Raw genomic sequence first — 26,164 nt, 5'->3', positions numbered from 1 at the left:
ATGCCGTTGCTCGACGACGCCCGCACCCTGCTGCCCGAGCTCGTGGAGCTGCGCCGCAGCATCCACGCCGATCCCGAGCTCGGCCTCGACTTGCCGCGCACGCAGCAGCGCGTGCTCGACGCCCTCGCGCCCCTGGACCTAGAAACCACTTTGGGAGCGACGCTGAGCTCGGTCGTCGCCGTCGTGCGGGGAGCGCATCCCGGGCCGACGGTGCTGCTGCGCGCCGACATGGACGCGTTGCCGCTCGCGGAGGCCACAGGACTTGACTACGCCGCGACAGGCGAGCGCATGCACGCCTGCGGACATGACATGCACGTGGCCGGCCTCGTCGGCGCCGCCCATCTGCTGGCAGCTCGTCGCGAGGAGCTGCACGGGGACGTGCTGCTGATGTTTCAGCCCGGTGAAGAGGTCGGCGACGGAGCCAAGAGGATGCTCGACGAAGGGCTGCTCGACGTCACCGGATCGCGACCGGTCGCCGGGTACGGAATCCACGTGGTGCCCGGCGACTACGGTGTGTTCTCCACCAGACCTGGACCCCTCATGGCTGGGGCGATCGAGGTCGAGATTACGATCACCGGATCCGGCGGGCATGCGTCGGCGCCGCACCTGACTCGGGATCCCGTGCCGGCGGCGGCCGAGCTGGTCACCGCTCTTCAGACGTTCGTGACGAGGCGCTTCGACGTTCTCGATCCCGTCGTGCTCAGCGTCACCCAGCTGCACGCGGGCGGTGCGGCCCGCAACATCATCTCTGACACCGCCGCCCTGGTCGCGTCGGTCCGTGTGCTCTCGCACGAGTCCAGCGCGCGGGTGCGCCAAGAACTGCCCGCCCTCGCCGCCGCGATCGCCGCCGCGCACGGTTGCACCGCCGAGACGCTGGTGACGGTGCTGTGCGCGCCGACTGTGAATGATGCGAGCGCCGTCGAGCACGCGCGCACCACGCTGCGCGAGTTGTTCGGCGAGGAGCGGGTGTGGGAGACGGTGAATCCGGTCATGGGGTCGGAGGACTTCTCGTTCGTGCTCGAGCAGGTGCCGGGGGCGTTCCTGTTCCTGAGGGCCACGCCGGCCGATGTCGATCTCGACACCGCTGCTCCCAATCACTCCCCTTACGTCCTGTTCGACGACGCGGTGCTCGCCGACCAGGCGGCGGCCCTCGCGTCCCTGGCGCTGGATCGGCTCACAGGCTGAGGCGCTCGTCGGCGAGAAGGGGCGACGATCTGCCGGCGCTCGGCCGGGGCCACGGTCGTCATCGTGTGAGGAAGATGCGAAGGTCGGCGTTGAGTCGCGCCGACACCTCGGCGTCGCTGTACATCATGTGCCCCGCTCGGTACCAATGCGATGTGGCGCGCTCGCGGGGGATGTCCCAGTGGCGGAGCAGGTGATCCGCGCTGCCGACAGTGGTCAAGGCGTCGTAGATTCCCGTGCCGATGAACACGCGACCGCGCGTGTTCTGCTTCATCCATCTCGACAGCCGCGCCGGATAAGGGTAGGTGTGGAAGGGAGAGGGCCGGCCGTAGGTGGGGAAGAGGTCTCCTCCGCGCTCGTTCCACTGCCATTCGCGCCCGGCGTGGGGGTCGACGGCCCGGTACGGCCGTTCCGACACGGTGTCGAAGAGCCGGCGCATCAGCTGCTGCAACCCAATCGCGTAGCGCGGGGAGAGGGCGATGTCGGCGGCGTCCATGTCCAGCTCGCCCGCCGCGCGATCGGCCGACCGCGCCCAGTACCGGCCGTCGGTCACGCCGAGAGTGCGACCAGGCAGCAGCCGTGAGCGGAACTCCTGCTTGCTGATCCAGAGCCGGGAGGCGATGAGCTCGGATGCCGGAATGCCGATCATCGCCGAAAGACGTTCGGCGAGCTCCGCCAGCTGAGTCAACGGCAGTCCGTCGCCCTGAAGCATGGCGAGGGCGAGGTCACTGCGCGCGAACTCGAGCGCAGCGGCGACGGCTTCTTCCGCCGACGGGTGCTCTCTTGAGCCGCGCCCGTGGTACCAGGCCGTCGCGGCCTTGTACGGCAGGTTCGCCAGCGCGCCGATGATGCTGCCCGGCCGGTCGAAGGTCTCCTGGATGTTCACAGCCTGTCCGAGCAGCACTAGTCCGTTCAGGGGAGCGGCGGTGCCATGATCCGAGGTCGCCAGGAACACCGCGCGCTGTGTGCCGTAGCTTTCTCCGAGAAAGAACTTCGGCGCGTCCCACCGGTCGTGCGTGTTCACCCACTGCGAGATAGCGACGGCGATCGCGTCGGCATCGGCCTCGACCGAACGGAACTTCGAGGCGTCCGCCCCCTCGTCGTACGCGCCGAACCCGGTGCCCGGCGCATCGAGGAAGACCAGGTCGACGGCGTCGAGGATGGTCGACGGGCTCTCCTCGATCCCGTAGGGTCCGAGACCGTCGTCCGCGAGGTCCACGGGGATGCGTGCACGGAAGGGCCCGATGCCGCTGAGATGCAGATATACCGATGAGACTCCGGGGCCGCCGTTGGTGAGGAAGAGCACAGGTCGGGTGCGGTCGCCGTCGACGACGTAGCTGAAGGCCGACATCGTGCCGGCGGCGGGGCCGTCCGGGAGGCGCAGCGGCAGCTGCTCGAGGCGCGCGACGACGTCGAGCTCGCCGATGCGGAGAGTTGCCTCTCGCTCGATCATGATTGTGAGGTCGCGTCCCGGTAGAAGTCGTCGAGGTCGCGTTTCATCCTCTCGACGACGTGCTCGTCGACGAAGGTCATGTGCCCGGACTCGTAGAACTCGTACCGGATGTTCTCGCGCAACGACGGGGCGAGGTAAAGCTGTGCGACGTCGAGCTCGGGGCCGAAGAACGGGGTGGCGAGGTCGTAGTAGCCGCCCATGACGAAGACCTGGAGGTTTGGGTTGCGACGCACAGCGGCCGACAGGTCGAGTGAGACGTCGGGGACGAGTTGCGGGGCGTCGATGCCCGGCGCCTTGTGCGTCCAGTCCCATGCCCGCGAGATGGGCATGTTGTGCAGGTGGCGGTAGTGCAGTTCGCTCACGTACCCGATGTCGTCCACGAGGTGAGATCGGAAGGTCGACAGGTGCGCACTGTTCACCCCGGCTGTTGCGGCGTCGTCGGTGGCAGGGTCGTGCGAACCGTTCCCGACGACGTACTGGTGCTCAGCGGTGAAGCGCGTGTCGAAGCGGCCGATCACGCGGCCCTCGTCGGCGAGCAGTGCGTATCGGTACTGCTCCATGCCGATGCGGAAGTGGTGCTTCTTCAGGTATCCGGGGTCGAGCCCGATGAGAGCACCCATGCGCTCAGCGACGGTGTCCTCGACGTCCGGCGGGATGCGGTCGCCGCGCAGCAGCGCCTCGGCGAAGGGACCCAGAGCGAACTCTCTCGCCTCATCGAGCAGCGGGGCGAGCGCGGTGTGCGACGTGCGCGCCCTGCCGTGGTACCACGCCGCCGCCGCGTACGAGGGCAGGAGATTGATGTACTGCCGCGGGCCCCCGAGATGGCTCTCTCCCCAGTTGAGCATGGTCGACAGCAGCACCACGCCGTTGAAGTCGAGCCCCTGATTCTGCAGGCGGTGTACGAGCGAGGCGGCGCGGGTGGTGCCGTAGGACTCGCCGAAGAGGAACCGCGGCGCGTTCCAGGAGTTGGTGATGGTGAGCCAGCGAGTGATGGCCTTCGCGAACGCATCGACGTCCTGGTCGACACCCCAGAGCTGGTCGGGGGTCGCGTCGCCGAGCAGCCGCGAATATCCGGTGCCCGGAGCGTCGATGAAGACGAGATCGGAGACGGCGAGCAGCGTGTGCGGGTTGTCGCCGGTGACGTAAGGGGCAGGCGGCGTCGCCAAAGGGGTGTTGGTGGGCGTGCGCTTGGGACCGAATCCGCCGATGTTGAGCCAGAGGCTTGCCGAGCCGGGACCGCCGTTGAACAGGAACGTCACCGGGCGCGGCGAAGCCTGCTCATCACGCGGGGCGACGTAGGAGGTGTAGAAGACGCTGGCCAGGGGGCGGTGGTCGTCGTCCCTCACGATCACCGTTCCGGCGCCCGCCTCGTATTCGAGCGCATGGTCCTTGGTGGAGAGTTTGTGACGTCGAGCGGTGAATGTCTCGACGTGCGACGAGTCTTGCGGCTCCGGTTCGTTCAAAGCACTTCCTCACCAATAAAGCAATTGAATACAGCTATTTCTATTTCTATCAGTGATCCTCCCGCAACGACAACCAAGCGAAAAGGAATGCGGTATCAGATCCTGATTCAGGCTCGGCGGGGTCAACGCGGCCGGCCCACGCGGCCGCGTGCGTGCCATTGCGATGGGGACTGCCCTCTTCGCGCCGCGCGTCCGGCGAGCGCAATAGTCACGATGTCCAGCGCCAGCGACACACTCAACAGCGGCAGGATACCCGGCGGGGTGACGCTCGCGGCTGCCTGACACTACCCTGAATCCCATCCGCTGACAGGCACCCCGCATCGAAGGAGATCGGCGATGAGACCACTGCGCTACGCGATCAACGTCACGCTCGACGGCTGCGTCCATCACGAGGCGGGCGTCGCTCCGGACGAGGAGCTGATGCGCTTCTGGACGGCCGACATCGAGCGAGCTGACGCGCTGCTGTACGGCAGGGTGACGTACCAGATGATGGAATCGGCGTGGCGGCGTCCCGTTTCGGGACCGTGGCCCGACTGGATGCAGGAGTGGGAGGTCCCGTTCGCCGAGGCGATCGACAGGGCGCCGAAGCACATCGTCTCGAGCACGCTGACCGCGGTCGACTGGAACGCCGAGCTGGTGCACGGCGACCTGGGCGACGCCGTTCGGCGCCTCAAAGAGCAGCCGGGCGAGGGCCTGTCGGTCGGCGGCGTGACACTTCCGCTGGCGTTGGCCGACCTGGGGCTGATCGACGAGTACATCTTCGTCGTGCATCCGGTTCTCGCCGGCCACGGTCCGCGACTGCTCGACGGCCTGCGCGGACGCACCCGGCTGGAAGCCGTCGATCGGCGGGAGTTCCGCTCGGGCGCGGTCGCGAACACGTATCGTCCCGTCGAATGACCTAGCGAGGCGAGGACGCGGCCCCATCGTCGACCGCGTCAGGTGGCCAGCGCGGATGCCGCGCCACCGCCACCCGCGCCCGAAGCGTCGTCAACACTCGCGATTCATCCGCATCCAGCCCCAGCGCCCGCGCCAGCTCGAGCGCGAGCATCGCGTGCCCGTCTGCGTTCGGATGGAACGCGTCGTCGAGCAGCCCCCACGGATGCCCCTCGTTGCCTGGTCCGGTGCCCTCGGCGAACGCCGAGAACGCCGCGTGCTGATCGACCAGCAGCGCACCTTCCGCCGCCGCCACGTCGCGGGCCGCCTGGGCGAACTCGCCGATCCGCTCCCGGTCGGGCGCGCGCAGCAGGTCGACGGTCGGCGGCGTCTGCAGCACGGGTATCGCGCCGAGCGCCCGTACCCGAGACACGAACTCCACCAGAGACCGGGAGAACTCGGCCGCCTTCACGATCGGATCCAGCCACACGGTGGTGCAGTCGTTCGTGCCGATCATGAGGGTCACGACGTCGGGCCGCCACGCGGCGACCCGACGGTCGAAGTCGTCCAGAATCAGCTGCGCCCGCCACCCGGTGATCGCGGTGTTGATCACGATGTCCTGCACGCGGCCCAGGTCGCCGCGGATCAGCTCGTGCAGGTGCTCGACGTAGCTCCGCGCACCGCGGGTGTGGATCAGCCCATGGGTGATCGAGTCGCCCGTCATCACCCACGTCACCGGCGCACCCGAAGCCAGCAGCGACGCCAGACGGGTCCGATCGTCGACCAGAGCCACCTCGCTCAACGAACCGTCAGCTCGACGTCGATGAATCGCGGGCGGTAGATCGTCGCGTCGTCGTACACGTCGCCGACGTTGTCGAAGGTGTTCACGTTGTAGGTCACCAGCAGGCGGTTGCCCTGCCGCATCTCGGGATGCTCGTGTGCGTTGTACGTGAACACGTCGGCGTCGCCGTAGCTGCCGAACAGCCCGGTCTCCGGTGTGCGGTACAGCTCGACGCCCTCGGTGAACGGACCCATCGGCGAGCACGAGGTGCGCGCCACGATGCGGGTGCTGAACAGCTCGGACGTGTCCTGCGTGACCATCAGATACCCGTCGCGGAAGCGCGAGACGCTGAACTCGTTGGCCACGTAGGGCGCCACCGGCACGGCATCCGCCTCATCGGCCGACCAGCCCGCACCGTCCCAGAAGGTCCATTCGCCCGCCAGCCCCGACCCGTCGACCGTGCGTGCGACGTGCGCCGAGCGCACGCCGTCATAGTCGGCGATGCCGTAGATGTAGGTGGTGCGCCCCTCCTGCAGGGTCCACGAGCCCCAGTTGATGCCGGTGGCCGAGGGCAGGTTGGCGATCGACTCGAGCTGCAGCGTGTCGCCGTCGAGGGTCGCGAGCCGGTTCGCGCTCCAGCCCCAGTCCCACTGCCCCGGACCGAAGCGCGTGAACTGCAGCAGCGGCACCTGCACGCTGCCGTGCTTTCCCGAGGCCGGATCACCGATCCAGTACCAGCGTCCGTCGTCCTCGGGCGGCACGATCGATTCGGGAGCATCCGCCGTGCCGCCGGTGACCGTGTCGAACCCCTTCGCGCTCTGCACGACGATCGACTGGTTCACGAACGCCGAGTCGGTGGGCCGCGAGCCGTCGGGGTTCACGGTGCCGAGGAACGTGTCGCTGAAGAACCAGCCGGTGCGACCGCCGCCGAGCGGCAGCGAGTAGGTGCTGTCGGCACCCGTCCACTCACCGCCCGTTTCCGCGTAGGTGCGGAAGTCGTCGGTGAGGCCCTGGTTCACGGATGCCGTCGCGGTCAGCGTCCGGTCGACCAGCGAGCACTGCCCATCGGTGCGCGACGCGGGCACGGTCGCGCTCGCCGGCGCGGCGAGCAGCACGCCCGCACACACGGATGCCGCGGCAAGGCCGACGGCGGCAAGAATTCTTCTGTTCATCTCGATCACTCCTTCGTGTTGAGAACTGCGTCGTGTGGAGAACCGCCTGCTTCGCGAGAAACCACATTCCGCACGAGACACCCGCTCAGACGTGGTTTGCCATGCCAGAAGTGGTTTCTCGCCAAGGGGGCGCGGGGGTGCGAGGTCGGGGCGCGAGGCGGCGCGGGGGTCGGGGCGCGAGGGGCCGGCGGGCGCGGGGGCGAGGCGCGAGGGGCCGGCGACGCCCGGATGCCGTCACACCTCGATCACCCGGCCGGAGGCGTCGATGTCGTAGGTGTGCGCGCCGACGGAGAGGCCGCGCAGCGCGGCATCCGGGTCGAGGGCGGCGACGCATCCGGATGCCGTGACCGTGCCGTCGGCATCCACCGACACCCCGAACAGCCCCTCGATCACGAGCTCGATCCACGCGCCCGACGACGAGCATGCCCAGTCGATGATGTACGGCAGCTGCGGGGGCGCCTTGCGGGCGCCGCCGTTGATGCTCGGCACCGCCTCGTCGACGAAGTGCGCCTGACCCATCGGACCCTGATTCGCCGTGCGGGCCAGTCCTTCGATCCACGCCGTGAGCACCTCGGGCGCGCCCAGGGCGGCCAGCGCGCGCCCGGCATCGGCGGGCCAGGCCGGGTAGGCGCCGTTCCACTGGTGGTCGGGGCGCACGCTGTAGCTCGCATCGGCATCCCAGGGCGAGAGCGCGCGCATCCAGTTCTCGGTCTGCAGCTCGCGCACGAAGAAGTCCACCATCTCGGCGCGCACCGTAGGTTCCAGGTCATCGGCGATCGTCGTGCCGACCACGCTGAAGTCGTAGCAGTGCCGCACGGGCAGTCGGCTGCCGTCGGGCTGCCCCGTCGCGAACACGCCCGTGCCAGGCAGGTAGCGGTCGATCACCGCGGGCAGCAGCGCGTCGGCGTCGCCCCGCAGCGACGATGCCGCCCCGTCGTCGCCCTGCAGCGCGGCGAGGCGGGCAGCCGTGCGCATGCTCCACACGTTCGCGGCGTTGAGGCCGGCGACCTCGTGCGTGTACGAGCTGACGCACTCCAGCAGGTTGTCGATCTCGCCGTAGTCGGCGAGCGGGCTGTCGCGCTGCAGCTCCTTCCAGGCGGTGGCCCACTGCCGCACCGACTCCGCCACCGAGACGTCCCCGACGATCTCGTCGAGGAAGCCGACGTCTCCGGTGAAGCGCACGTAGTCGTGCACCAGCCGGGTCATGGCGTAGTCGTTCACCGAGTACCAGCGTCCGACCGGCCCGCCGGTGAGCGACGAGGTGCCGAAGTGCGAGTGGATGTCGAGCGAGATCCAGTGCTTCAGCTGGCGGCGCATCTCGGCGGGGTCGAGCAGCGCGTGGCTGACTGAGCTCAGGCTGTAGTCCCAGATGAACGTCGTCGTGCCCCAGTAGTTGGGCATGAGGGTGTCGTACGAGCGGCCCAGCACGTTGCCGGCGAAATCGCGGCGGAACCAGATCAGCCCGAGCGCCGCCCACCAGTACAGCCGGCGCAGGGGCTCTGAGTTCGTCTGCAGCACCGGCAGCGCACCCGAGAACTCGGCGTCGTCGGGGTCGAAGGCCGCGCGCAACTGGCGGTTCCAGAACTCCTCGGATGCCGCGATCGCCCCGGGCACATCGGCGGCCACCGCGTCGTAGGCGTTGCGAGCATCCGCCTCCGAGGCGCCGACCGCCTGCACGTAGTGCGCGCTCGCCGCGCCTCCGGCCGGCACGGTCAGGGCGATGCGCAGCTCGCCGCCGCGCCCGTTGCCGCCGATGCCGGTGTCGAAGGCGTCGGGCAGCTCGGCGACGCCGCTCAGCGCCGCCTCTCCGCCGCGGATGCCCTGGATGCTCCACGCGGCGGCATCCGTCGACGAGAACACCAGTGTCTCGTCGTGAACGGTCGCGTTGTTCCGTGATGACGGCGACTCGGCATCCAGCCACGCCGCCGCCGATCGCGTCACGCGGGCGGTCGCCGACAGCGAGAGCCGCACCTCGCGCTCGGCATCCGACCGCACCTCGATGTCGATCGCCACCGCCGTGCGCCCCGGTACGCACACGGTCGTGGTGCAGATCTGCAGCCCGTCGACCGTGGCGCTGCGCACCACCCGATCCGGCCGCCACTCGTGCGTCACCGGCACGCCGTGCGAGGCGAAGAGCCGCCCGTCGACGAACAGCACCGCGGTCTGGGTGAGTCCCTGCGACACGGGCGGGAACTGCACGGCCGACAGGGCGGTGAGGTCGTGATCGACGCGCACCGTGCCGAGCATGTTGGTCAGGCCCGCGGGCGCGATCATGTCGTCGAAGTGGTGCGTGACCGGGTCGGCGGCGAGGTCGTCGACCGTGGGGATGGTGGGGAGCATCATGCCTTTCGAGTGGACTTTTCGGAGACGGGGGTGTCAGTACTGGCCGAGCGCCAGTCCCTTGGCGAAGAACCTCTGGGTGCACAGGAACAGCACCACGGTGGGCAGCGACACCAGGATCGCCGCGGCGAGCACGGTCGACATCTGCGCTCCGCCGTAGGTGCTCTGCATGCCCGAGAGAGTGGTGACGATCGGCCGGATGTCGTCGCTCTGGGTGAGCGTGAGCCCGAGCAGCAGGTCGTTCCACACGAACGTGGCCTGAAGGATGAAGATCGCGACCAGCGCGCTCGACGCCATCGGCAGGTACATGCGGGTGAAGATGCGCCAGGTGGTGGCGCCGTCGAGCACGGCCGCCTCGAAGGTGGAGTGCGCGACGCCGGTGAAGAAGTTGCGCATCACGAACGCCGAGAACGGGATCGAGATGGCGGTGTAGATGATCACCATGCCGACCCGGGTGTCGAACACCCCCGCCCGCGAATAGGCGTCGAACAGCGGCAGCAGGATCATCTGCAGCGGGAACACGGTGCCGCCGAAGATGAGCACGAACCACGCGAAGCCCCGCTTGAGTCGCAGGGCGACGATCGCGAACCCGGCTGCGGCGCCGACGAGCACGGCGATGAGCGGGGAGAGCACGGCGTACAGCAGGGTGCTCAGCACGCTGCTGCCGAGCCCGGAGAGGTTGACGGCCTCGGCGAAGTTCTCGAACAGGTGGAAGTCGGTCGGCACCCACGACAGCTTCGAGGTGAAGGTGGTGGGGTCCTTCATCGCGTTGACGACGAGCAGATAGGCGGGAAGCAGCCAGAGGATGCCGAGGATGACGAGCACGACCGTGCGGATGATCTTTCCCATGGTCACACCTCGTTCTTCGGCGACAGCTGCTGGCGCAGGTAGAGCACGGATGCCACGAGCGTGACGACCGAGAGGAACACGGCGATCGCCGAGCCGAGGCCGTAGTCGCTGTTGACGAAGGTCTCTTTGTACATGGTCAGTGCGAGGGTCTCGGAGACGGTGCCCGGACCGCCCTTGGTCATGCCCCAGACGATGTCGAAGGTCTTCAGGCTGGCGACGATCGAGAGGCCGACGACGACCGCGGTGAGCGGCCGCAGCATGGGCCACAGGATGCTGCCGAAGAGGCGGATGCCGCCGGCGCCGTCGATCCGCGCCGCCTCGAGCGGCTCCTTGGGGATCGCCTGCAGGCCGATCGTGAACAGCAGCGCATTCACGCCGACGCCCTGCCAGGACGAGGCGATGATCATGACGACCGTGTTGAGCGGAGCATCCAGCAGCCAGCGCGGCGGATCGGCGATGCCGAACACCGCGAGGGCCTGGTCGAGCGCGCCGCCGGAGGAGAGGATGAACGACCAGACCACGCCGACGCCGATGCCGGAGAGGGCGTAGGGGATGAGGAAAGGAAGGCGCAGCCAGATTCCGCCGCCGAGGTTCCAGGTGAGCAGGGCGACGCCGAGGCCGATGCCGACCGGGATGATGAGCGTGCCGATCACCCACAGCAGCGTGTTCAGCACGGAGCCGGTGAAGTCGCCGTCGGTGAACATCTCGACGTAGTTGTCGAACCCGATCCAGTCGGGGTCGCCCAGGCCGTTGTACCGCGTGAAGCTGAGGAACACCGTCCACAGCAGCGGCAGGTACAGCAGCACGGCGACGAGGATCACGCCCGGGGCGATGAAGCCCCGGGCGGACCACTGGTACGGCGTCTTGGAATGCGCCATCCGGTGCTTACTCCTGCTCAGCCCAGTACTCGTCGGCCACGGCCTGGATCTTCTCGAGGTACGGCATCGGGTCACCCGGGTTGGCGTTGAACGCACCGAACTGCTCGATGGCCACGGTCACGATCTCGGTGGGCATCGCCTCGAAGAAGCGGTCGTACAGCTGGTAGTCGTCGCCGGCGATCTCGGTGCCGAGCTCGGCCAGCGCGGGGTCGGAGACCGTGGCCTTGGGGTTGAAGGCCACGTCGCCGTGCGCCTTGTTCCACGCGGTCTGCGCGTCGGCCGACATCCACCATTCCGAGTAGGCCAGGCCCAGATCGCGCTGCGACGAGCTCTCGGCCACGCAGATGGGGCCCGACTCGACGGCGACCGGGGTCTTGTCGAGGTCAGGGTTGACCGCCGGGATGGCGAACATGCCGTAGTCGTCGGCGCTCATGCCGGCGCCGGCGAGGTTGCCGGCGTAGAAGGTGCCGAAGTTGATCATGGCGAAGTCGCCCTGCTTCAGGCCGACGGCGGGGTCGGTCGAGCTGCCCGCGTCGCTGAACCAGCCCTTCTCGTGCTCGTCGAGCCAGATGTTCATCACGTCGACGATCTCGGGGTCGGTGTACTTCACGTCACCCGTGGTGAGGCCTTCGTACAGCTCGGGGTCGGTCGAGGCGACCAGGTGCTGGAACCACTGGAACGTGAACAAGATGCTGGTCTGGTAGTACGGCGTGACGCCGGCGTCCTTCAGAGTGGCGGCGACGTCGTTCAGCTCGTCCCACGTGGTGGGCACCTCGACGCCGTTCTCGTCGAAGATCGGCTTGTTGTAGAACATGATCCAGTAGGCGATGTTCATCGGCACGCAGTACTGCTTGCCGTCGAAGGTGTAGCCCTTGGCGAGGTCTGCGCTCACCCAGCCCTCGTCGATCGCCTTCTGCCAGATGTCGCTCGTCTCGGCGACCAGGCCCTCGTCGACGAGCTGCTTGAGCGAGTCGCCGGTGTGCCAGGTGAACAGGCCCGGCGACTTGTTCGTGCGGAACGACTGCTTGATGAACGCGTCGTACTGGTTGGCGTCGGAGTAGCCGGTGGTCTTCAGGGTGATGTCGACGTCGCCGCCGCTCGTGTCGTTGAGCGATTCGAAGTCGGGCTTCCAGGCGGCCTTGTCGGTGTAGAAGTTGAGCGTGCCGGTGGTCTCGCCGCCGTCTGCGCCGCCGCCATTGCCGCCCCCTCCGGAGCAGCCGGTGAGGGCGACTGCAGCGAGGACGAGTCCGGCCGCAGCGGCGGCGATGGTGCGTCGCGCGATCATGTCAGAACTCCCTTGTTCGTTGTTCATTCGTTGGTATCGTTACCAAAAATCTGGGTTCACGCTACCAAGGTGATGGATGCGGTGCAAGAGTCTCGTCGTCTTCGAGGCGAGACCGTGATGCGGTGTTCAGTTGTCGGCTTACTCGTCGCCGGTGCGCGAGCCGCGCACGTAGGCCTTGACGGTGGCGAGGCGCTCGCTGCGGGTGTGCTCGGTGCGTTCGATGCGATACCGGCCCACGGATGCCGGCACGATGAACGTCTCGGCGTAGTGCACGACGAACGGCTCGAAAGCATCCGTCGGGCTGACAACGCGCGCCTCGTCACCCTCCACGAGGTTGAGCACGTTGACGGTGCCGTCGGTGTCGTGGTCGGCCGCCTCGGTGAACCAGTGCCGGCGGGTCTCGATGAACTCGAGCGCGTGAAGGCCGGTGCGCTCCTCGACGACGTCGCCGTCGTCGCGGATGGTCTCGACCTGGTCGAGCAGGTTCTCGTGCACCCAGTCGGTGTCGCGCTCCCATTGGATGTTGCGGGCGCCGTGATCGAGGTGCACGGGGCGGGGGATGCCGTCGAGCCCGACGCGGCCCCAGTCCCACAGCTTGAAGGTGAAGATGAACGGTGTGGCCGAGATCTCGAGCACCATCGAGTTCGCACCGGAGCAGTGCACGGTGCCGGCGGGGATCGCGAAGTGGTCGTGCTTGCGGGCGGGGAAGGCGTTCACGTACTCGTCGGCGGGGAACGGATGCTCGCCGTCCTGCGCGCGGGCGAGGTCGCGCAGCATCCGGTCGCGGTCGATGCCGGTCTTCGTGCCGAGGTACACCACGGCGTCGTCGCCGGCGTCGAGCATGTAGTAGCTCTCGTCTTGCGTGTAGTGCATGCCGAAGGTGTTCTGGATGTAGTCGGTGAGCGGGTGCACCTGCAGGCTGAGGTTGCCGCCGTCCATCGTGTCGAGAAAGTCGAAGCGGATGGGGAACTCGGCGCCGAAGCGCGAGAACGTCTTGGCGCCGAGCAGCTCGACGGGCTGCGAGAAGACGAGGTCGAGAGAGGGGATCTCGATCACGCCGCCGTCGCCCTCGAGCAGCAGTGAGTTCTCTTCTGGTACGCAGTCGAAGCACCAGGCGTAGTTGTCTTTCGAGGGATCGAGCCCGATGAGGTTCTTCATCCACTGCCCGCCCCAGACACCGGGGTCGAAGAACGGCACCACGCGGAACGGGCGGGATGCGGCGTTCGCGAGGGCGGCGCGGAAGGCGTCGCCGGTGATCATGCCGGCCTCGTGCTCGTGCTTCTCGGCCGGGGCGATCGCGTTGCCGTCGACCACGAAGTCGACCGTGTCGAACAGCGTGCGCTTGTGCCGGTCGGCGACCCGCCACTCGACGAAGAAGCCGCGCTTGTACTTGCGCAGGTTGTCTTCGTTCGCGTTGTCGGCGCGCCAGTTGGGGGCGCCGGCGCGCTGGCGCAGCTGGATCTCCCACCGGGCCATGTCGACGAGCACCGTGACGGGGTTGCTCTTGAGTCGGTCGCGCAGGAGAGCGGCGCCCCAGCCGATCACGATGGTGTTGGTGGAGACGCTCGCGGCGAGGGCGTCGAGCTTGTCGGCGTCGTAGAAGTCAGGAAGGGTGTAGTGGCTCATCACGCCGAAGACGCGGTCGTCGGTGAGGTTCTGCGCGATGAGCTCTTCGATCTCGGCGACCGGGCGGGCTGCCTGCTCGACGTCGAGGATCTGCCAGTCGGGCAGGACGCTCTTGATCTCGGTCGTGAGCGCGGGCTCGTCGGTGCCGGGGTAGGTGTCGACGAGGATGACGGATGCTCGCCGCTGCGCGGCATCCGCGACCGCCTTCCACGCTTCCGCTCCGCGGAGGATGCGCTCGCCGGTGGGCAGCGGCACGGTGGGCTGGGTGTCGTAGCGACCCCGCAGGGTGTGGCCTTCGTGCATGTCGCTGATCGGGGTGGTCACTGGTCCTCCTGGTCTTCGGGGGAGCGTGTCGCGCGGGGGGCGAGCACGCTGAGGCCGCGGGCGACGGACAGCTCGGGCTCGGGTGGCACGACGAAGCGCGGTGGTGTGATCGACGGCCACACGTGTGCGCGCACGTAGGTCTCGATGGGTTCGCGCACCGCGTCGCCGGCGCGCAGGATGCCGCCCGAGAGGATCACGACCGACGGGTCGTACATGTGGACCAGCGTGACGACGGTCGCGCCCCACACGTGCAGGAAGCTGTCGCGGACGCCGGCGTGAACGTCGCCGACGAAGAGGTCGCGGATGGCGAGGTCGCGATGGGTCTGCGCGAGCGCCCAGGTGCTCGCGAGTGCTTCGCCGCAGCCGATGTTGCCGCAGGGGCAGGTCGGTCCATTGATGTCCGTGGTGACGTGCCCGCCCAAGATGCCGGCGTGCCCGGAATGCCCGCGCAGCGGAAAGCCATCGATCATCGCCGCCGTGCCGATGCCGGTGCCGAGGGTGACGAGCACCGCGTCTCGAGTGCCCGCGGCGCTGCCGGTGGTGGTCTCGCCAACGAGGGCCGCGCGGGCGTCGTTCTCGACGATCGCGGGCAGGTTCAGCTCGGCGGCGGCCCAGGCAGTGAGGTCGAAGTCGTTGAGGAAGTCGTACTTGGCGTTGGCGTGCAGCATCCGCCCGGTGGCCGGGTCGACCACGCCGGGCACCGCGATGCCGAGAGATGTCGGGGCGCCGGCGCTGCCGAGCGCGCGGGCGGCGTCGGCGGCCGCGGCTAGGTCGCTCGCGTCGCCGCGGACGGGGATGCTGTCGGAGGCGATGACGCGCGCACGGTCGATCAGAGCGAGCTTGATCTCGGTCCCACCGAAATCGATGCAGAGCTCCATCGCGTCCTCCCGTCGTTGGTTGGTAACGTTATCAATCTCCGTTCGGGGATGTCAACCGTGACGGATGGCGGTCGAAGTCGGTCAGCGCAGACCGACGCGCAGCGAGACAGGCAGCTCGATCTCGCGCGGCGCGGCGTCTCGTTCGGGAGCATCCAGCCGGTCGAGGAGCAGCCGTGCCGCTGTGCGGCCGAGTTCGCGCGGGTCGTGGTCGATCACGCTGATCGGCACCGGAGAGAGTTCGGCGAGCTCGAAGTCGTCGAAGCTCATGATCTCGGGGAACTCGGAGGCCTGTCGCAGGCCGGTGTGCAGCTGCTGGTTGATCTCCTTGAGCGCGCCGATGGCGTTGCGATTGTTGGCGCAGAAGATCGCGGTGGGCGGGTTCTTGCTGCGCAGCAGTGCGCGGGTGGCTTCGCGGGCCTGTTCGACGGTCTGGGGCCCGGCGGCGATGAGCGTCGGATCGATGCGGATGCCGCGCTCTTCGAGGGCGCGCACGAAGCCGGCGTGCCGGCGCTCGCCGGTGAAGATCGAGAGGGTGTTGCCCAGGTAGCCGATGCGCGTGTGCCCGCGGTCGATGAGAGCGATCGCACCGCGGTAGGCGCCGTCGTCGTCGGCGAGCACGACGCTGTCGGCCGCGAGTCCGTCGACGCGGCGCGAGGCGAGCACGACCGGCACCCCTTGGTTCTGTGAGTGCGCGAGGTGAGAAGAGGTGGCACTCGCCGGCACGACGATCAGCCCGTCGACCCGGCGCCCGAGGAAGTCTCCGACCAGCTCTGCTTCGCGGGCCGTGTCCTCCCCGGTGTTGCCGAGCAGGATGCGCCGCCCCGTGAGCGCGGCCTCCTCTTCGACGCCGAGCGCGAAGGTGCTGTAGTACGGGTTGGCGATGTTCGTGATGGCGACGCCGATGAGTCCGCTGCTGTGACCGGGACGGATGCTGCGCGCGTTCTCGTTGCGGTGATACCCGAGCTCCGCGACGGCCTCGAGCACCCGCTGCTGCACGTCGGGCTTGACGTTGACCCCGCCCGAGAGCGTGCGCGACACCGTCATCGGGCTCACGCCCGCACGCTGCGCGACCTCTTTGATGGTCGGGCGGTGGGTGCGAATGGTCATCCCCGGCCTCCGGCTCTCCCGATCTAGGGAACGTTACCAGGAACCCCGCAACGACCCCCGTGACGCGTTCGCGTCTCCGTTCACTCCTTACAGACTCCGCGCTGGCGCGCTCCGCTTAACAGCCGTTCGACGACGAGTACTCCGTCGCGCCCGATCGCTGGGTGGCTCGATGTCGGAAAGACGGCGACGACTGAGGTCGGCACCAGATGCGGTCAGGTCCTAGAGTGAAATGTGTTGTCTCAGAGCCATGCGGGGGACCTTTGCTCAATCACGCCACGTTCATCTGGACCGCCGCCGACATCCTGCGGGGCACGTACAAGCAGCACCAATACGGCGATGTGATCCTGCCGTTCACCGTGCTCGCGCGGTTGGACGCGGTGCTCGCGCCCACCAAGCGGAGCGTGCTCGCCGCGAGCGAAAGCTTCGGTCCGGACGTCGAGCCGCCGCAGGCGATGCTGCGCGCGAAGGCGGGGCACCGCTACTCGTTCTGGAACCGCTCACGACATGACCTGAAGTCGCTGCAGGGCGATCCCGACAACCTCGAGAAGAACCTGCTCGACTACGTGCAAGCGTTCTCGCCGAACGTGCGCGACATCTTCGAGAAGTACAGGGTCGAGGACACCATCCTCGACCTCGCCGCCCACGACCTGCTGCTGCAAGTGCTACAGCACTTCGCCAAGGTGAATCTGCACCCCGACGTGGTGAGTAACGAGCAGATGGGTCACATCTTCGAGGAGCTCATCCGCAAGTTCGCCGAGGCGTCGAACGAGACCGCCGGTGAACACTTCACGCCGCGTGAGGTGATCGAGCTGATGGTGTCGCTCCTCGTCGACGGGGACGAGAGCCTCGCGACGCCGGGCATCGTCCGCGAGGTGTACGATCCGACGGCAGGGACTGGCGGGATGCTGTCGGTCGCCGCTGACCGCATCCACGCGTTCAACCCCTCGGCACAGGTGAACCTGCTCGGGCAGGAGATCAACCCGGCCTCGTACGCGATCTGCAAGGCCGACATGGTCGTCAAGGGCCAGCCGATCGACAACATCAAGCTCGGCAACACCCTCACCGATCCGGCCTTTGACGACCGCACCTTCCACTACGGGCTGTCGAATCCGCCGTTCGGGGTCGACTGGAAGCAGTACCGCAAGCAGGTGGAGACGGAGCACGGTGTCGCGGGCTTCGCCGGACGCTTCGGGCCGGGGCTGCCGCGTGTCTCGGACGGGTCGCTGCTGTTCCTGATGCACATGATTTCGAAGCTTCGCGAGCCGAGGCCGGGCGACCCGAACGCTGTCGCCGGGCGTGGCGCGATCGTGCTGAACGGCTCGCCGCTGTTCACCGGTGGAGCCGGATCGGGCGAGTCGAATATCCGCAAGTGGATCCTCGAGAGCGACTACCTCGAGGCCATCGTGGGCCTGCCGATCGACATGTTCTACAACACCGGCATCGCGACCTATGTGTGGGTGCTGAACAAGGACAAGCCGGCGCACCGCCGCGGCCTCGTGCAGTTGATCGACGCGACCGGCATGTTCGAGAAGATGCGCAAGTCGATCGGATCGAAGCGCCGCAAGCTCTCGGACGACCACATAACCGAGATCACGAAGCTGTTTACTGCGTTCGCCGAAACAAAGCACTCCAAGATTTTCCGCACGACAGACTTCTTCTATCGCACGATCACCGTCGAGCGCCCGCTGCGGCTCAACTACGCCGTCACAACAACACGGGTCGAGAAGGCGCTCGCGTCACGTGCGCTTTCGAAGCTGGATGCCGCGCAGCTGGACGCCCTGCGCGAAGCCATTACCGAGCCGGTCGTTGAGCGAGCGGATCGAGGCGAAACGTTCACGAACCGCGCTGCTTTCACGGGCATGCTCACAGACCTGCTGACGGATGCTGCGATCACGCTGTCTCCTGTTCAGCTCAAGGCACTCGTGACCGGACTGGGCGAGCCCGATGAAGAGGGCGAACTAGTCACCGCGGCAGGCAAGCCCGTCGCCGACGCGTCGCGCCGCGACACCGAGAACGCCCCCTGGGACGAGGACATTCACGCATACGTCGAGCGCGAGGTGAAGCCCTTCGTGCCCGACGCCTGGATCGACGAGTCCAAGACAAAGGAGGGCGCCGAGATCCCCTTCACGCGCCACTTCTACGAATACGTGCCGCCACGGCCGCTCGAGGAGATCGACCGCGATCTCGACGAGGTGCTCGGGCGGATCCGGGCCCAGCTGGAAGCGGTGAAGGCGTGAGCTTCCCGACGGTGCCGCTGAAGTCGGTTGCTCTCGTTAACCCAGAAACTCTCGGCGAGGACACTAGTCCATCCCGAACGTACTCCTACGCCGAAATCTCCGACGTGACTTTAGGAGAGTCGATACGTTGGCAGGAGCCGACGGCCTTCGCGTCGCTTCCCAGCCGTGCGCGACGTGTCGTTCGCGACGACGACGTGGTGGTGTCCACGGTGCGGACATACCTCCGCGCGGTCGCTCGCGTTGTTCGAGCACCGAAGCCGGCGCTCGTCTCCACGGGGTTCGCCGTATTCAGGCCCATCCGCGTGGAGCCGAGGTTTCTCGGTTACTCGCTCCAAGCGACCCACTTCGTCGATGCTGTTGTGGCCGACTCCGTGGGAGTTAGCTACCCTGCCGTGAATGCCAGTGACGTGGCACGGCTCCATGTCTCGGCGCCGCCGTTGGAAACCCAGCGGCAGATCGCGGACTATCTCGACCATGAAACTGCCGAGATCGACGCCTTCGTTTCTGATCAGAAGCGTCTGGCGGTGCTTGTCGACGAGAGGCTCGCGGCGCGAAACGAGTCGGTGTTCGAGAGCGCGACATCATCGACACCTCTGAGGCGACTCATCGGCAACATGGTGGCAGGAACCAGCGTAAATGCTACAGACACCATTCGAACCGGCTCCGAGCCCGCTGTCCTGAAGACGAGTGCCGTATACGGCGGCATTTTCGACCCACACGCACTCAAGGTGGTGTGGGAGGAGGAGATTGCCCGCCTGACGACACTGGCTCGACCAGGGCACCTGGTTGTTAGCCGCATGAACACAGCACAGCTCGTTGGGGACGCGGCGATCGTCCCCTCAGGCCTTAGCAACGTGTATCTGCCGGATCGTCTGTGGCAGGTTGAGCCACGAGTGGACGCCCGGTTCTTGTACGCCTGGACTCGGACTCGCCGTTACCGAGAGCAGGTCGCTGCTCTGGCGGTTGGCGCGAGTCCTTCGATGAAGACCCTCGCTCGCGAGGACTTCCTGTCACTTCGGGTCCCTACGCTGCCTGCCGAGCAGCAGGTCTCAGCAGGTGTTGCCTACGTGAAGGACCTGGCCAAGCGTCGCGCGATTGCCACCGACATCGAGACGGCCCTTACCCTCGCGAAGGAGCGCCGGGCCGCCCTGATCACCGCTGCCGTCATCGGCCAGATCGACGTCCGAGCCCGGCGGCAGCCGGTGATCGACAGCATTCAACGGTCCCTTGTGGAGGCCCGATGAGTACGCAGTATGCGGAAGCGGAGTTCCAGAGGGATATTGTTCAGCACCTTGCCGCGAACGGGTGGGAGGTCGGAACCAGTGAGAAGTATGACCGCGAGCGAGCGCTGTATCCCGACGATGTGATCGACTGGCTCGCGCTCGACGACGAACGGAACCTCCGAAAGATCATGGCCAGCGGCGAGGATGCGAAGGGCCGCGCCCGAATCCTTGACCGGCTCGCAGCATCCCTCGCCGCCGACGAGAAAAACCAGAACGGCGGCACTCTCAACGTGATCCGCAAGGGCTTCGATGTGGTCGGGGCGCGGCGGTTCCGCATGCTGCAGCATCCACCCGCCGACGATCGAAACCCTGCGATGACCGAGCGGTACGGGCAGAACATCTTGCGTGTTGTGCCTGAGCTGCGGTACTCGACGAAGAAGGACGACCGCATCGACCTGGCGTTCTTCGTCAACGGCATTCCCGTCGCGACTGTCGAGATCAAGACGAACTTCGCGCAGAGCCTGAGCGCGGCGATCATGCAGTACAAGCACGACCGTCACCCGCAGGGTGAGCCGCTGCTCACCGTCGGGCGGGGTGCGCTGGTGCACTTCGCGCTGACGCAGGACGACATCGCGATGACCACGCGGCTCGCCGGCGAGTCGACGTTCTTCCTGCCGTTCAACCGCGGGCACAATGGTGGGGCGGGCAACTCGCCCAACGCCGACAAGCCGCGCACGGCGTACTTCTGGGAAGACGTGCTCGCCCGCGACGCGTGGCTGACGATCCTCACGAAGTTTGTTTACACCAATCATGAAAAGCAGACCGACCCGCTCACCGGCAAGGAGACCTTCCAGTCGCAGATCCGCTTCCCTCGCTTCCATCAGTGGCGCGCCGTGACCGGGCTGACGGCCGCCGCTCGCACCGACGGACCCGGCCACCGGTACCTCGTGCAGCACTCCGCGGGCTCGGGCAAGACCGACTCGATCGCCTGGACCGCGCACCGCCTCGCCTCGCTGCACACTTCCGCGGGCGACAAGGTCTTCGACTCCGTCATCGTCATTGCCGACCGGCAGGTGCTCGACCGGCAGCTGCAGGATGCCGTCGACCAGCTCGTCACCGCGACCGGCACCTTCCAGGCGATCACGCGCGGCTCCGAAGGCTCCAAGACCGCGCAGCTGACGGAGGCGCTGACGAGCGGCGTCCCGATCATCGGCGTCACCCTGCAGACGTTCCCGCACGCGCTAAAGCACATTCGCGACACCGGCGGGGCGCTCGCGGGCAAGCGGTTCGCCGTCGTCGCCGACGAGGCTCACTCGTCGCAGTCGGGCGATGCTGCGAACAAGCTCAAGGAACTCCTCTACCTAGGTGAAGCCGTTGAGATCGACGACGACGAGCCCGGCGCCGACCAGGACGCCCTCATCGCCATGGCTGCGCACGCCGACACCGCCCAGCGCCTGAGCTTCTTTGCCTTCACGGCGACGCCGAAGGCGAAGACGCTCGATCTGTTCGGCACGCCCGGGCCAGACGGCAAGCCCCGCCCGTTCGACGTCTACTCGATGAAGCAGGCGATCGAGGAGGGCTTCATCCTCGACGTGCTCAAGAACTACACCACCTTTGACATGGCGGCGCGCATCGCGAAGCGCGCGGGGGACGCCGCGCCCGACTCATCGGATGCTGTCGGCGACGAGATTGACGTGCGCAAGGGCACTCGTGCGCTCATCGGGCTCGTGGAGCTGCATCCGACGAACATCGCGTCGAAGGTGTCCGAGATCATCACGCACTTCCGCAACGTCGTGCAGCCGCAGCTCGGTGGTCGCGGGAAGGCGATGATCGTCACCTCGTCGCGAGCCGCAGCCGTGCGCTATGCGCGCGCGTTCGAGAAGCTCGCCGCCGAGCGAGGGCTGCCTTTGCAGGCGCTCGTCGCGTTCTCGGGCGAGGTGCCCGACCCCGATGTAGCCGGGCTGCCAGGGGTGGGGCAGCCGACAGTCACCGAAGCATCCATCAATCCGACGGTGAAGGGGCGCGATCTCGCTGACGTGTTCGCGCAGCCTGATCACCACGTGCTGATCGTTGCGAACAAGTACCAGACCGGGTTCGACCAGCCGCTGCTGGTCGCAATGTACGTCGACAAGCAACTTTCGGGAATCGCCGCCGTACAGACGTTGTCGCGCCTGAATCGTACGATGCCGGGCAAGACCGAGACGTATGTGCTTGACTTCGTCAACGAACCTGAAGTGATCCAGGCGGCGTTCCAGGAGTACTACGAGGACGCCCGGATCGAGACGTCGTCAGACCCCGATCTCGTGGCGAATCTGATCAATAAACTGGACGCCGCCAATCTCTTCACGTGGGCTGAGGTCGACCAAGTGTGGGCGGACTGGACTGACGTGTCGGGCGGCGCCGGCGCGGCCCACAACGCGCTCTCGGCCCATCTCGACCCCGCGGTCGACCGCTTTCGTACGCGATGGCTCGCGTCGGTCGAGGACCCCGACGAGCGAGAGCCGCTCGTGGACTTCCGCGCGACGCTCGCGCAGTATGCAACGCTGTATGCGTTCTTCTCGCAGATTCTCCACTTCGGCGATCCGCGGTACGAGAAGTTCTCAGTCTTCGCCGACCTGCTTGCGCGCCGGTTGCGCGCCGTCGTCGATGCCGGCGGCGCGGGTGAGGTGGTCGACGTCTCGGACGTCGTGCTGACGCACTACAAGCTCGAGAAGCTCAAGCAGGAGGACATAGCGCTGGCTCCCGACTCGGCCTTGGGCCTGCGAGGAGTGACCGAGGCCGGGATGGCCGCACTGCGCGAGAAGGAACGGGCGTCAACCACTGAGCTGATCGAGAAGGTCAACAAGTACCTGGGCGACCTCGCCGCGAAGGACGAGCACAAGGTGGGCGCCATCGAGGGCGTACTAGCCGAGGCGATCGAAGACGCCGGGCTCGCTGAGCAGGCGCGCAACAACACCAAGGTCGACTTCTCAAACTCACCGGCACTACAGGTGGTACTGGAAGACGCGATATGGACGCACGAGGCTGCGAGCGCCGAGGTGCTGACTGCCATCCGCAAGCTCGAGCCTCGCCACCTTGTGCAGCTCGCGCTCGACTTCGGACTGTATGAGCGCCTGCGCGACCGGTCGACCGGCTAGTGCTCTCTAGCCAAGTGATGTTTCGGCCTACATTCGTATTCGCGAGACGCTCGCGGAGGTTCTGGTCCGATTCTGTTCGGCAAAGCGTGGCGGCTACGCTTGACCGCGCATCGTTACGGACTCGTCGGGCCATGGGAGAGGAGTCAAGTCAATGATCCCCTCGCGGATCCACCCCAACAGACGCTCGCGGAATGCTGACTCGATCGTGAGATAAGCGAGCACTGGTCCGGTGGACGGCCCGCCCGCCCGCTTTGCTACCTCGGCGTTGTGGTATGCGGCGCGCTGCGCCTGCGAGCTCTGCACCACCCAGAGGACGAGCTCATCGAGGGGCAGCCGTGAAGCAGCGACTGCCTGCATCATCGCTCGGTAGGCGGGCCGGTCGTTCTCCGCCGTCATAGATGTTGACGCATAGTCCAGCATCGCTTGGCCGATCGTTGAGCGCTGCTCGTCGAGTCGGCGAGCGGCCTCAATGGCGCGATCACTCATTCGCGTGCGTTCGTTCCGATCGTGCTCACTTCGCCGTTCGACGTGCTCTCGGATTCCGAGGGCGATTGTGACGCCGATCGCGGCCAGTCCAACGAACACGGACGACGCCGCACTCGCGAGAGGCACCACGACGTCGACGAGCACATCCCAAGAAGTCAATGCTCCCTCAGACGCTGAGAAGATCATCACCATGCCAGCCTGCCCCCGCCCGATAGCAGCTGGCGCAACGGCGCGCCAGAGACTTCGCTCCTTCCCGTGGAGATAACGCCGCTTTGTCAGTTGCGGAGCCCTACGCCGAGCGAAGTACCACTGGTTGGATCGCAGCAGCCGTGACGTGCACCCTCACCCTGTGCTGACCGTATGGCCGCCTACTGAACGATCAACCGATTCAACGATTCGACGATACACGCAGGCGCGCGGGGTGGGCGAAGCCCGATAGACGCATCTAGCCACAGTTGCCCGAGTGGCGGAAGAATGCCTGACGACGTGGATCTCGTCGCATCGTAGCGGAGTGTCAGTGTGCCTCGTTACTGTTGCGGTAAGGGAGCGGAACTCCGTCGCCCGCACAGCAAGAGGCGATAGGAGCCCGACGATGAGCTACCGGAACAAGACGTATGTTGCGTTCGCGAGCGAGGACATTCACTATTACCGGCTGATGACCGCGTGGCAAGCGAATGAGAACATCGACTTCGACTTCATCAACGCGCACGACATCTACGAGGCGCAGGACACCAGCACCCCGGAGACGATCAAGCGACGCCTGCGAGAGCGGTTGAACAACACCAAGCAGGTCGTGGTGCTGGGCAGCGCGGACGCCCGCCGCAAAGGTGGCGACGGCTCCTCGTTCCTGGCCTATGAGGTCGGCGCAATCATCTCGCTAGGCGTTCCCGTCGTAGTGGCGAACCTGGACGGGTCGCGGCGGGTCGTGAGCGGTAACATCCCAGCACCGTTCGCCGAGAAAGACTACTTCACCATGTCCGTCTCGTTCGGCCCGACGATCATCAAGTACGCGCTGGACGATTACGTTCCGGACTTCGCTAGCTCGGACAAGACCGGCTCGTACTACTACAAAGAGTCTGTGTACGAGAGCTTGGGCCTGAACAAGTAATGCAGCACAAACGTTCACTACGCCGGTACGCGGCAGGATTTCTTCGTCGTTTTCTGGAAGCACTTGGCGTGCTGGCCGTGGTCGGTGGCGCGCTTGCGTTGTTTGCGCCCGACCTACTGAAAGACCAGTGGTGGCTGTTGGGGCTTGCCGGGCTGCTTGGCGTGGGATGGGCTGTGTTCTCGTTGCGGCAGAAGGAGCCGCAGCAGTCGTTCCCGTCGGAGAACGTCACGATTCGCCTGGTCGCCGGCGATGTATTCGCCCAGAACGCGTCGGTGGTGATCGGGATGACAACCACCTTCGACACGGAACCGGGCATCATCGAGAACACCAGCGTCCAAGGAAGCCTCCTCCGTACGATCTACGGCGAATCGCAGTCACGACTCGATGCCGCACTCGAAGCCGCGCTGGTCGGGGCTGCGAAGGTAGGTCGCATCGCCAAGCCCGGCAAAACGGATGTTTATCCGCTGGGGACGGTCGCCGTTCTTCCTGGGCTTGGCAACACGCAGTACTACTGCGTCGCGTACACCACCATGGATGAACACAACAGGGCGCAGGGCACCATCCGCGGCATCCTGTATAGCCTCGACAGCGTTTGGGACGCCGCCGACCGCCACATCAATGGTGAGCAGATTTGCGTCCCGCTGATCGGGCAAGGCCAGTCGCGCATCCCTGAGCTCACCGCTGAAGTTGCGGTGAGGTTAATAGCGTTCTCCTTCCTGCTGCGCTCACGACGTGGCAGATTCTCCAAGGAACTGCGTATCGTCATCCACCCGAACGAGATCGGCAAGATCGACCAGGCCGAGTTCCAGGCGTTCCTTCGTTCCCTGGTCGCCGGATGAACGACGCTGACAGCAGCCTCGACATCCCCCAGCAGGAGCCGTGCGCGTTCTGCGACTACCTCTCAGGCGTACGCCCATTCACCATCCTGTGCCGCAACGATTTGGTTGCCGTACTCGTGACACGAGAGCAGCGTGGGATCGGGCACCTCCTCGTCCTCCCGGTCCGGCACTACCCCACCCTGCTGGAATCCGAATCTGAGGAACGCCACCGGATCATCGACACATTGGCGTGGGCGGCGGCGATGATCGACGCCGCTTTCGAACGCCCCGGAATCGCCGTGTGGCAGAACAACGGAACTGCAGCACACCAAGCCATCCCCCATCTGCACTTCCACATCGCCGGCACCCTTCCCGGAGGAGGCACCAACTTAGAGGACGTCCCCGAACTTACCGTCGAACAAACTGACCGCATCGCCAAGAAAATCCTCACTGCGGCTCTGAACGAAAATCCGTGCGACCCGCTGAAACAAGGCGGTCACTGAGTGCGCAGACAATATCGACGCACAGACGGCCGCACGTGGCGGATTCAGCCGTCGCTAGCCGCCTCACAAGGTAAAGAGACGGGGTGTCGTTTGGGACGAATGCCGGGCGCGCGCATTGTTGGGTCGACGGATCGCCGTGCGTCGTCGCCAAGCAAGATGCTGCTGGATGCCGGTTCATCTCCGCCCTCGTCTAGCCAACGCTGCGACATTTCCTCCGCCATGATGTGCCTGGCCAGCAATCGTGTGGGTCCATCCCTCTCTCGGTTGGAGGTCAGCAGGTGCGCGCGCCGAGCACCCGCTTGAAATACAAGTGAAAATTATGCGAAGAACGGCGGGCCGGCGGTATAGTCAAAGCGATGCAGACTCCGTAGAGTTACGTGTCGTAGTTCCTCAATTTGCCGATTGCTAGACCGAGGAGTCTCGCTTGACAACCCATTCAGA

20 protein-coding genes are annotated in these 26,164 nt (G+C 66.5%); 8 read left to right on the top strand and 12 right to left on the bottom strand.

Annotation, left to right across the window (positions count from 1 at the left end; all coding sequences use genetic code 11):
- Positions 1–1,185, top strand: coding sequence for a M20 family metallopeptidase (locus tag ACFWH5_RS04680; protein ID WP_378832305.1), 1,185 nt, complete (start codon positions 1–3; stop codon positions 1,183–1,185).
- A 58-nt stretch (positions 1,186–1,243) separates the two neighbouring features.
- Here ACFWH5_RS04680 and ACFWH5_RS04675 read toward each other — a convergent pair whose 3' ends face one another.
- Positions 1,244–2,635 carry a hypothetical protein gene (locus ACFWH5_RS04675; RefSeq protein ID WP_378832303.1) on the bottom strand — a complete coding sequence of 464 codons (1,392 nt, stop codon included), beginning with the start codon at positions 2,633–2,635 and terminating at the stop codon, positions 1,244–1,246.
- Positions 2,632–4,098, bottom strand: coding sequence for a S10 family peptidase (locus ACFWH5_RS04670; protein WP_378832300.1), 1,467 nt, complete (start codon positions 4,096–4,098; stop codon positions 2,632–2,634). Before ACFWH5_RS04670 ends, ACFWH5_RS04675 begins: the two co-directional genes overlap by 4 nt.
- Positions 4,099–4,434: 336 nt before the next feature.
- Here ACFWH5_RS04670 and ACFWH5_RS04665 point away from each other — a divergent pair, with 336 nt between their 5' ends.
- Complete coding sequence (locus ACFWH5_RS04665) at positions 4,435–4,995, top strand: dihydrofolate reductase family protein (protein WP_378832298.1); 561 nt, start codon at positions 4,435–4,437, stop codon at positions 4,993–4,995.
- Position 4,996: 1 nt separating this feature from the next.
- Here the strand turns inward: ACFWH5_RS04665 and ACFWH5_RS04660 are convergent, their stop codons facing one another.
- The 9 genes from ACFWH5_RS04660 to ACFWH5_RS04620 form a co-directional block, all read right to left on the bottom strand.
- The gene (locus ACFWH5_RS04660; RefSeq protein WP_378833542.1) at positions 4,997–5,764 is read right to left on the bottom strand and encodes an SGNH/GDSL hydrolase family protein; all 768 of its coding nucleotides are present in this window, start codon (positions 5,762–5,764) and stop codon (positions 4,997–4,999) included.
- A 5-nt stretch (positions 5,765–5,769) separates the two neighbouring features.
- Positions 5,770–6,924: a DUF4185 domain-containing protein gene (locus ACFWH5_RS04655; protein WP_378832296.1), complete on the bottom strand. Its 1,155-nt coding sequence runs from the start codon at positions 6,922–6,924 to the stop codon at positions 5,770–5,772.
- Between the two features lie 234 nt (positions 6,925–7,158).
- Complete coding sequence (locus ACFWH5_RS04650) at positions 7,159–9,267, bottom strand: hypothetical protein (RefSeq protein WP_378832294.1); 2,109 nt, start codon at positions 9,265–9,267, stop codon at positions 7,159–7,161.
- Between the two features lie 33 nt (positions 9,268–9,300).
- Positions 9,301–10,113, bottom strand: a complete 813-nt coding sequence (locus ACFWH5_RS04645) for a carbohydrate ABC transporter permease (protein ID WP_378832292.1) — start codon at positions 10,111–10,113, stop codon at positions 9,301–9,303.
- A 2-nt stretch (positions 10,114–10,115) separates the two neighbouring features.
- Entirely contained in the window at positions 10,116–10,991 is an 876-nt protein-coding gene (locus ACFWH5_RS04640) for a carbohydrate ABC transporter permease (protein WP_378832290.1), read from the bottom strand.
- Positions 10,992–10,998: 7 nt separating this feature from the next.
- Positions 10,999–12,276 carry an ABC transporter substrate-binding protein gene (locus ACFWH5_RS04635; RefSeq protein WP_378832287.1) on the bottom strand — a complete coding sequence of 426 codons (1,278 nt, stop codon included), beginning with the start codon at positions 12,274–12,276 and terminating at the stop codon, positions 10,999–11,001.
- A gap of 138 nt (positions 12,277–12,414) precedes the next feature.
- Positions 12,415–14,226, bottom strand: coding sequence for a class I mannose-6-phosphate isomerase (locus ACFWH5_RS04630; protein ID WP_378832285.1), 1,812 nt, complete (start codon positions 14,224–14,226; stop codon positions 12,415–12,417).
- A complete protein-coding gene (locus tag ACFWH5_RS04625) occupies positions 14,223–15,104 on the bottom strand; it encodes an ROK family protein (RefSeq protein WP_378832282.1) in 882 nt (293 codons plus the stop codon). The genes ACFWH5_RS04630 and ACFWH5_RS04625 overlap by 4 nt, the downstream gene beginning before the upstream one ends.
- Positions 15,105–15,185: 81 nt before the next feature.
- Positions 15,186–16,211 (bottom strand): LacI family DNA-binding transcriptional regulator, encoded by a 1,026-nt coding sequence (locus ACFWH5_RS04620; RefSeq protein WP_378832281.1) that lies wholly within the window; start codon positions 16,209–16,211, stop codon positions 15,186–15,188.
- 260 nt (positions 16,212–16,471) lie between these two features.
- On the opposite strand from ACFWH5_RS04620, the gene ACFWH5_RS04615 reads away from it, so the two are divergent.
- The 3 genes from ACFWH5_RS04615 to ACFWH5_RS04605 are packed head-to-tail and all read left to right on the top strand — an operon-like array spanning position 16,472 to position 22,808.
- Entirely contained in the window at positions 16,472–18,448 is a 1,977-nt protein-coding gene (locus ACFWH5_RS04615) for an N-6 DNA methylase (protein ID WP_378832279.1), read from the top strand.
- On the top strand, positions 18,445–19,692 hold the full coding sequence (locus tag ACFWH5_RS04610; RefSeq protein WP_378832277.1) for a restriction endonuclease subunit S: 1,248 nt from the start codon (positions 18,445–18,447) through the stop codon (positions 19,690–19,692). The genes ACFWH5_RS04615 and ACFWH5_RS04610 overlap by 4 nt, the downstream gene beginning before the upstream one ends.
- Entirely contained in the window at positions 19,689–22,808 is a 3,120-nt protein-coding gene (locus ACFWH5_RS04605; protein ID WP_378832275.1) for a type I restriction endonuclease subunit R, read from the top strand. The genes ACFWH5_RS04610 and ACFWH5_RS04605 overlap by 4 nt, the downstream gene beginning before the upstream one ends.
- Before the next feature lie 93 nt (positions 22,809–22,901).
- On the opposite strand, the gene ACFWH5_RS04600 is transcribed toward ACFWH5_RS04605, so the two are convergent.
- Entirely contained in the window at positions 22,902–23,486 is a 585-nt protein-coding gene (locus ACFWH5_RS04600; RefSeq protein WP_378832274.1) for a hypothetical protein, read from the bottom strand.
- A gap of 400 nt (positions 23,487–23,886) precedes the next feature.
- On the opposite strand from ACFWH5_RS04600, the gene ACFWH5_RS04595 reads away from it, so the two are divergent.
- From ACFWH5_RS04595 to ACFWH5_RS04585, 3 genes are read left to right on the top strand one after another with little or no spacing between them, the layout of a single operon-like run.
- On the top strand, positions 23,887–24,402 hold the full coding sequence (locus ACFWH5_RS04595; protein ID WP_378832271.1) for a TIR domain-containing protein: 516 nt from the start codon (positions 23,887–23,889) through the stop codon (positions 24,400–24,402).
- Complete coding sequence (locus ACFWH5_RS04590; protein WP_378832268.1) at positions 24,402–25,241, top strand: macro domain-containing protein; 840 nt, start codon at positions 24,402–24,404, stop codon at positions 25,239–25,241. Before ACFWH5_RS04595 ends, ACFWH5_RS04590 begins: the two co-directional genes overlap by 1 nt.
- Positions 25,238–25,723, top strand: coding sequence for an HIT family protein (locus tag ACFWH5_RS04585; protein WP_378832266.1), 486 nt, complete (start codon positions 25,238–25,240; stop codon positions 25,721–25,723). The genes ACFWH5_RS04590 and ACFWH5_RS04585 overlap by 4 nt, the downstream gene beginning before the upstream one ends.
- Positions 25,724–26,164: the final 441 nt, after the last annotated feature.

Source organism: Microbacterium sp. NPDC058345, from assembly GCF_042723855.1.
Taxonomy (GTDB): Bacteria; Actinomycetota; Actinomycetes; order Actinomycetales; family Microbacteriaceae; genus Microbacterium.
This window is presented reverse-complemented; position numbering and strand designations above follow the sequence as displayed.

Excerpts from the sequence above, each read along its gene's own strand:
- ACFWH5_RS04640 (WP_378832290.1), bottom strand. The coding sequence starts at position 10,991 with ATGGCGCATTCCAAGACGCCGTACCAGTGGTCCGCCCGGGGCTTCATC.
- ACFWH5_RS04655 (WP_378832296.1), bottom strand. The coding sequence starts at position 6,924 with ATGAACAGAAGAATTCTTGCCGCCGTCGGCCTTGCCGCGGCATCCGTG.
- ACFWH5_RS04665 (WP_378832298.1), top strand. The coding sequence starts at position 4,435 with ATGAGACCACTGCGCTACGCGATCAACGTCACGCTCGACGGCTGCGTC.
- ACFWH5_RS04600 (WP_378832274.1), bottom strand. The coding sequence starts at position 23,486 with ATGGTGATGATCTTCTCAGCGTCTGAGGGAGCATTGACTTCTTGGGAT.
- ACFWH5_RS04680 (WP_378832305.1), top strand. The coding sequence starts at position 1 with ATGCCGTTGCTCGACGACGCCCGCACCCTGCTGCCCGAGCTCGTGGAG.
- ACFWH5_RS04585 (WP_378832266.1), top strand. The coding sequence starts at position 25,238 with ATGAACGACGCTGACAGCAGCCTCGACATCCCCCAGCAGGAGCCGTGC.
- ACFWH5_RS04620 (WP_378832281.1), bottom strand. The coding sequence starts at position 16,211 with ATGACCATTCGCACCCACCGCCCGACCATCAAAGAGGTCGCGCAGCGT.
- ACFWH5_RS04645 (WP_378832292.1), bottom strand. The coding sequence starts at position 10,113 with ATGGGAAAGATCATCCGCACGGTCGTGCTCGTCATCCTCGGCATCCTC.
- ACFWH5_RS04675 (WP_378832303.1), bottom strand. The coding sequence starts at position 2,635 with ATGATCGAGCGAGAGGCAACTCTCCGCATCGGCGAGCTCGACGTCGTC.
- ACFWH5_RS04650 (WP_378832294.1), bottom strand. The coding sequence starts at position 9,267 with ATGATGCTCCCCACCATCCCCACGGTCGACGACCTCGCCGCCGACCCG.
- ACFWH5_RS04605 (WP_378832275.1), top strand. The coding sequence starts at position 19,689 with ATGAGTACGCAGTATGCGGAAGCGGAGTTCCAGAGGGATATTGTTCAG.
- ACFWH5_RS04635 (WP_378832287.1), bottom strand. The coding sequence starts at position 12,276 with ATGATCGCGCGACGCACCATCGCCGCCGCTGCGGCCGGACTCGTCCTC.
- ACFWH5_RS04595 (WP_378832271.1), top strand. The coding sequence starts at position 23,887 with ATGAGCTACCGGAACAAGACGTATGTTGCGTTCGCGAGCGAGGACATT.
- ACFWH5_RS04590 (WP_378832268.1), top strand. The coding sequence starts at position 24,402 with ATGCAGCACAAACGTTCACTACGCCGGTACGCGGCAGGATTTCTTCGT.
- ACFWH5_RS04625 (WP_378832282.1), bottom strand. The coding sequence starts at position 15,104 with ATGGAGCTCTGCATCGATTTCGGTGGGACCGAGATCAAGCTCGCTCTG.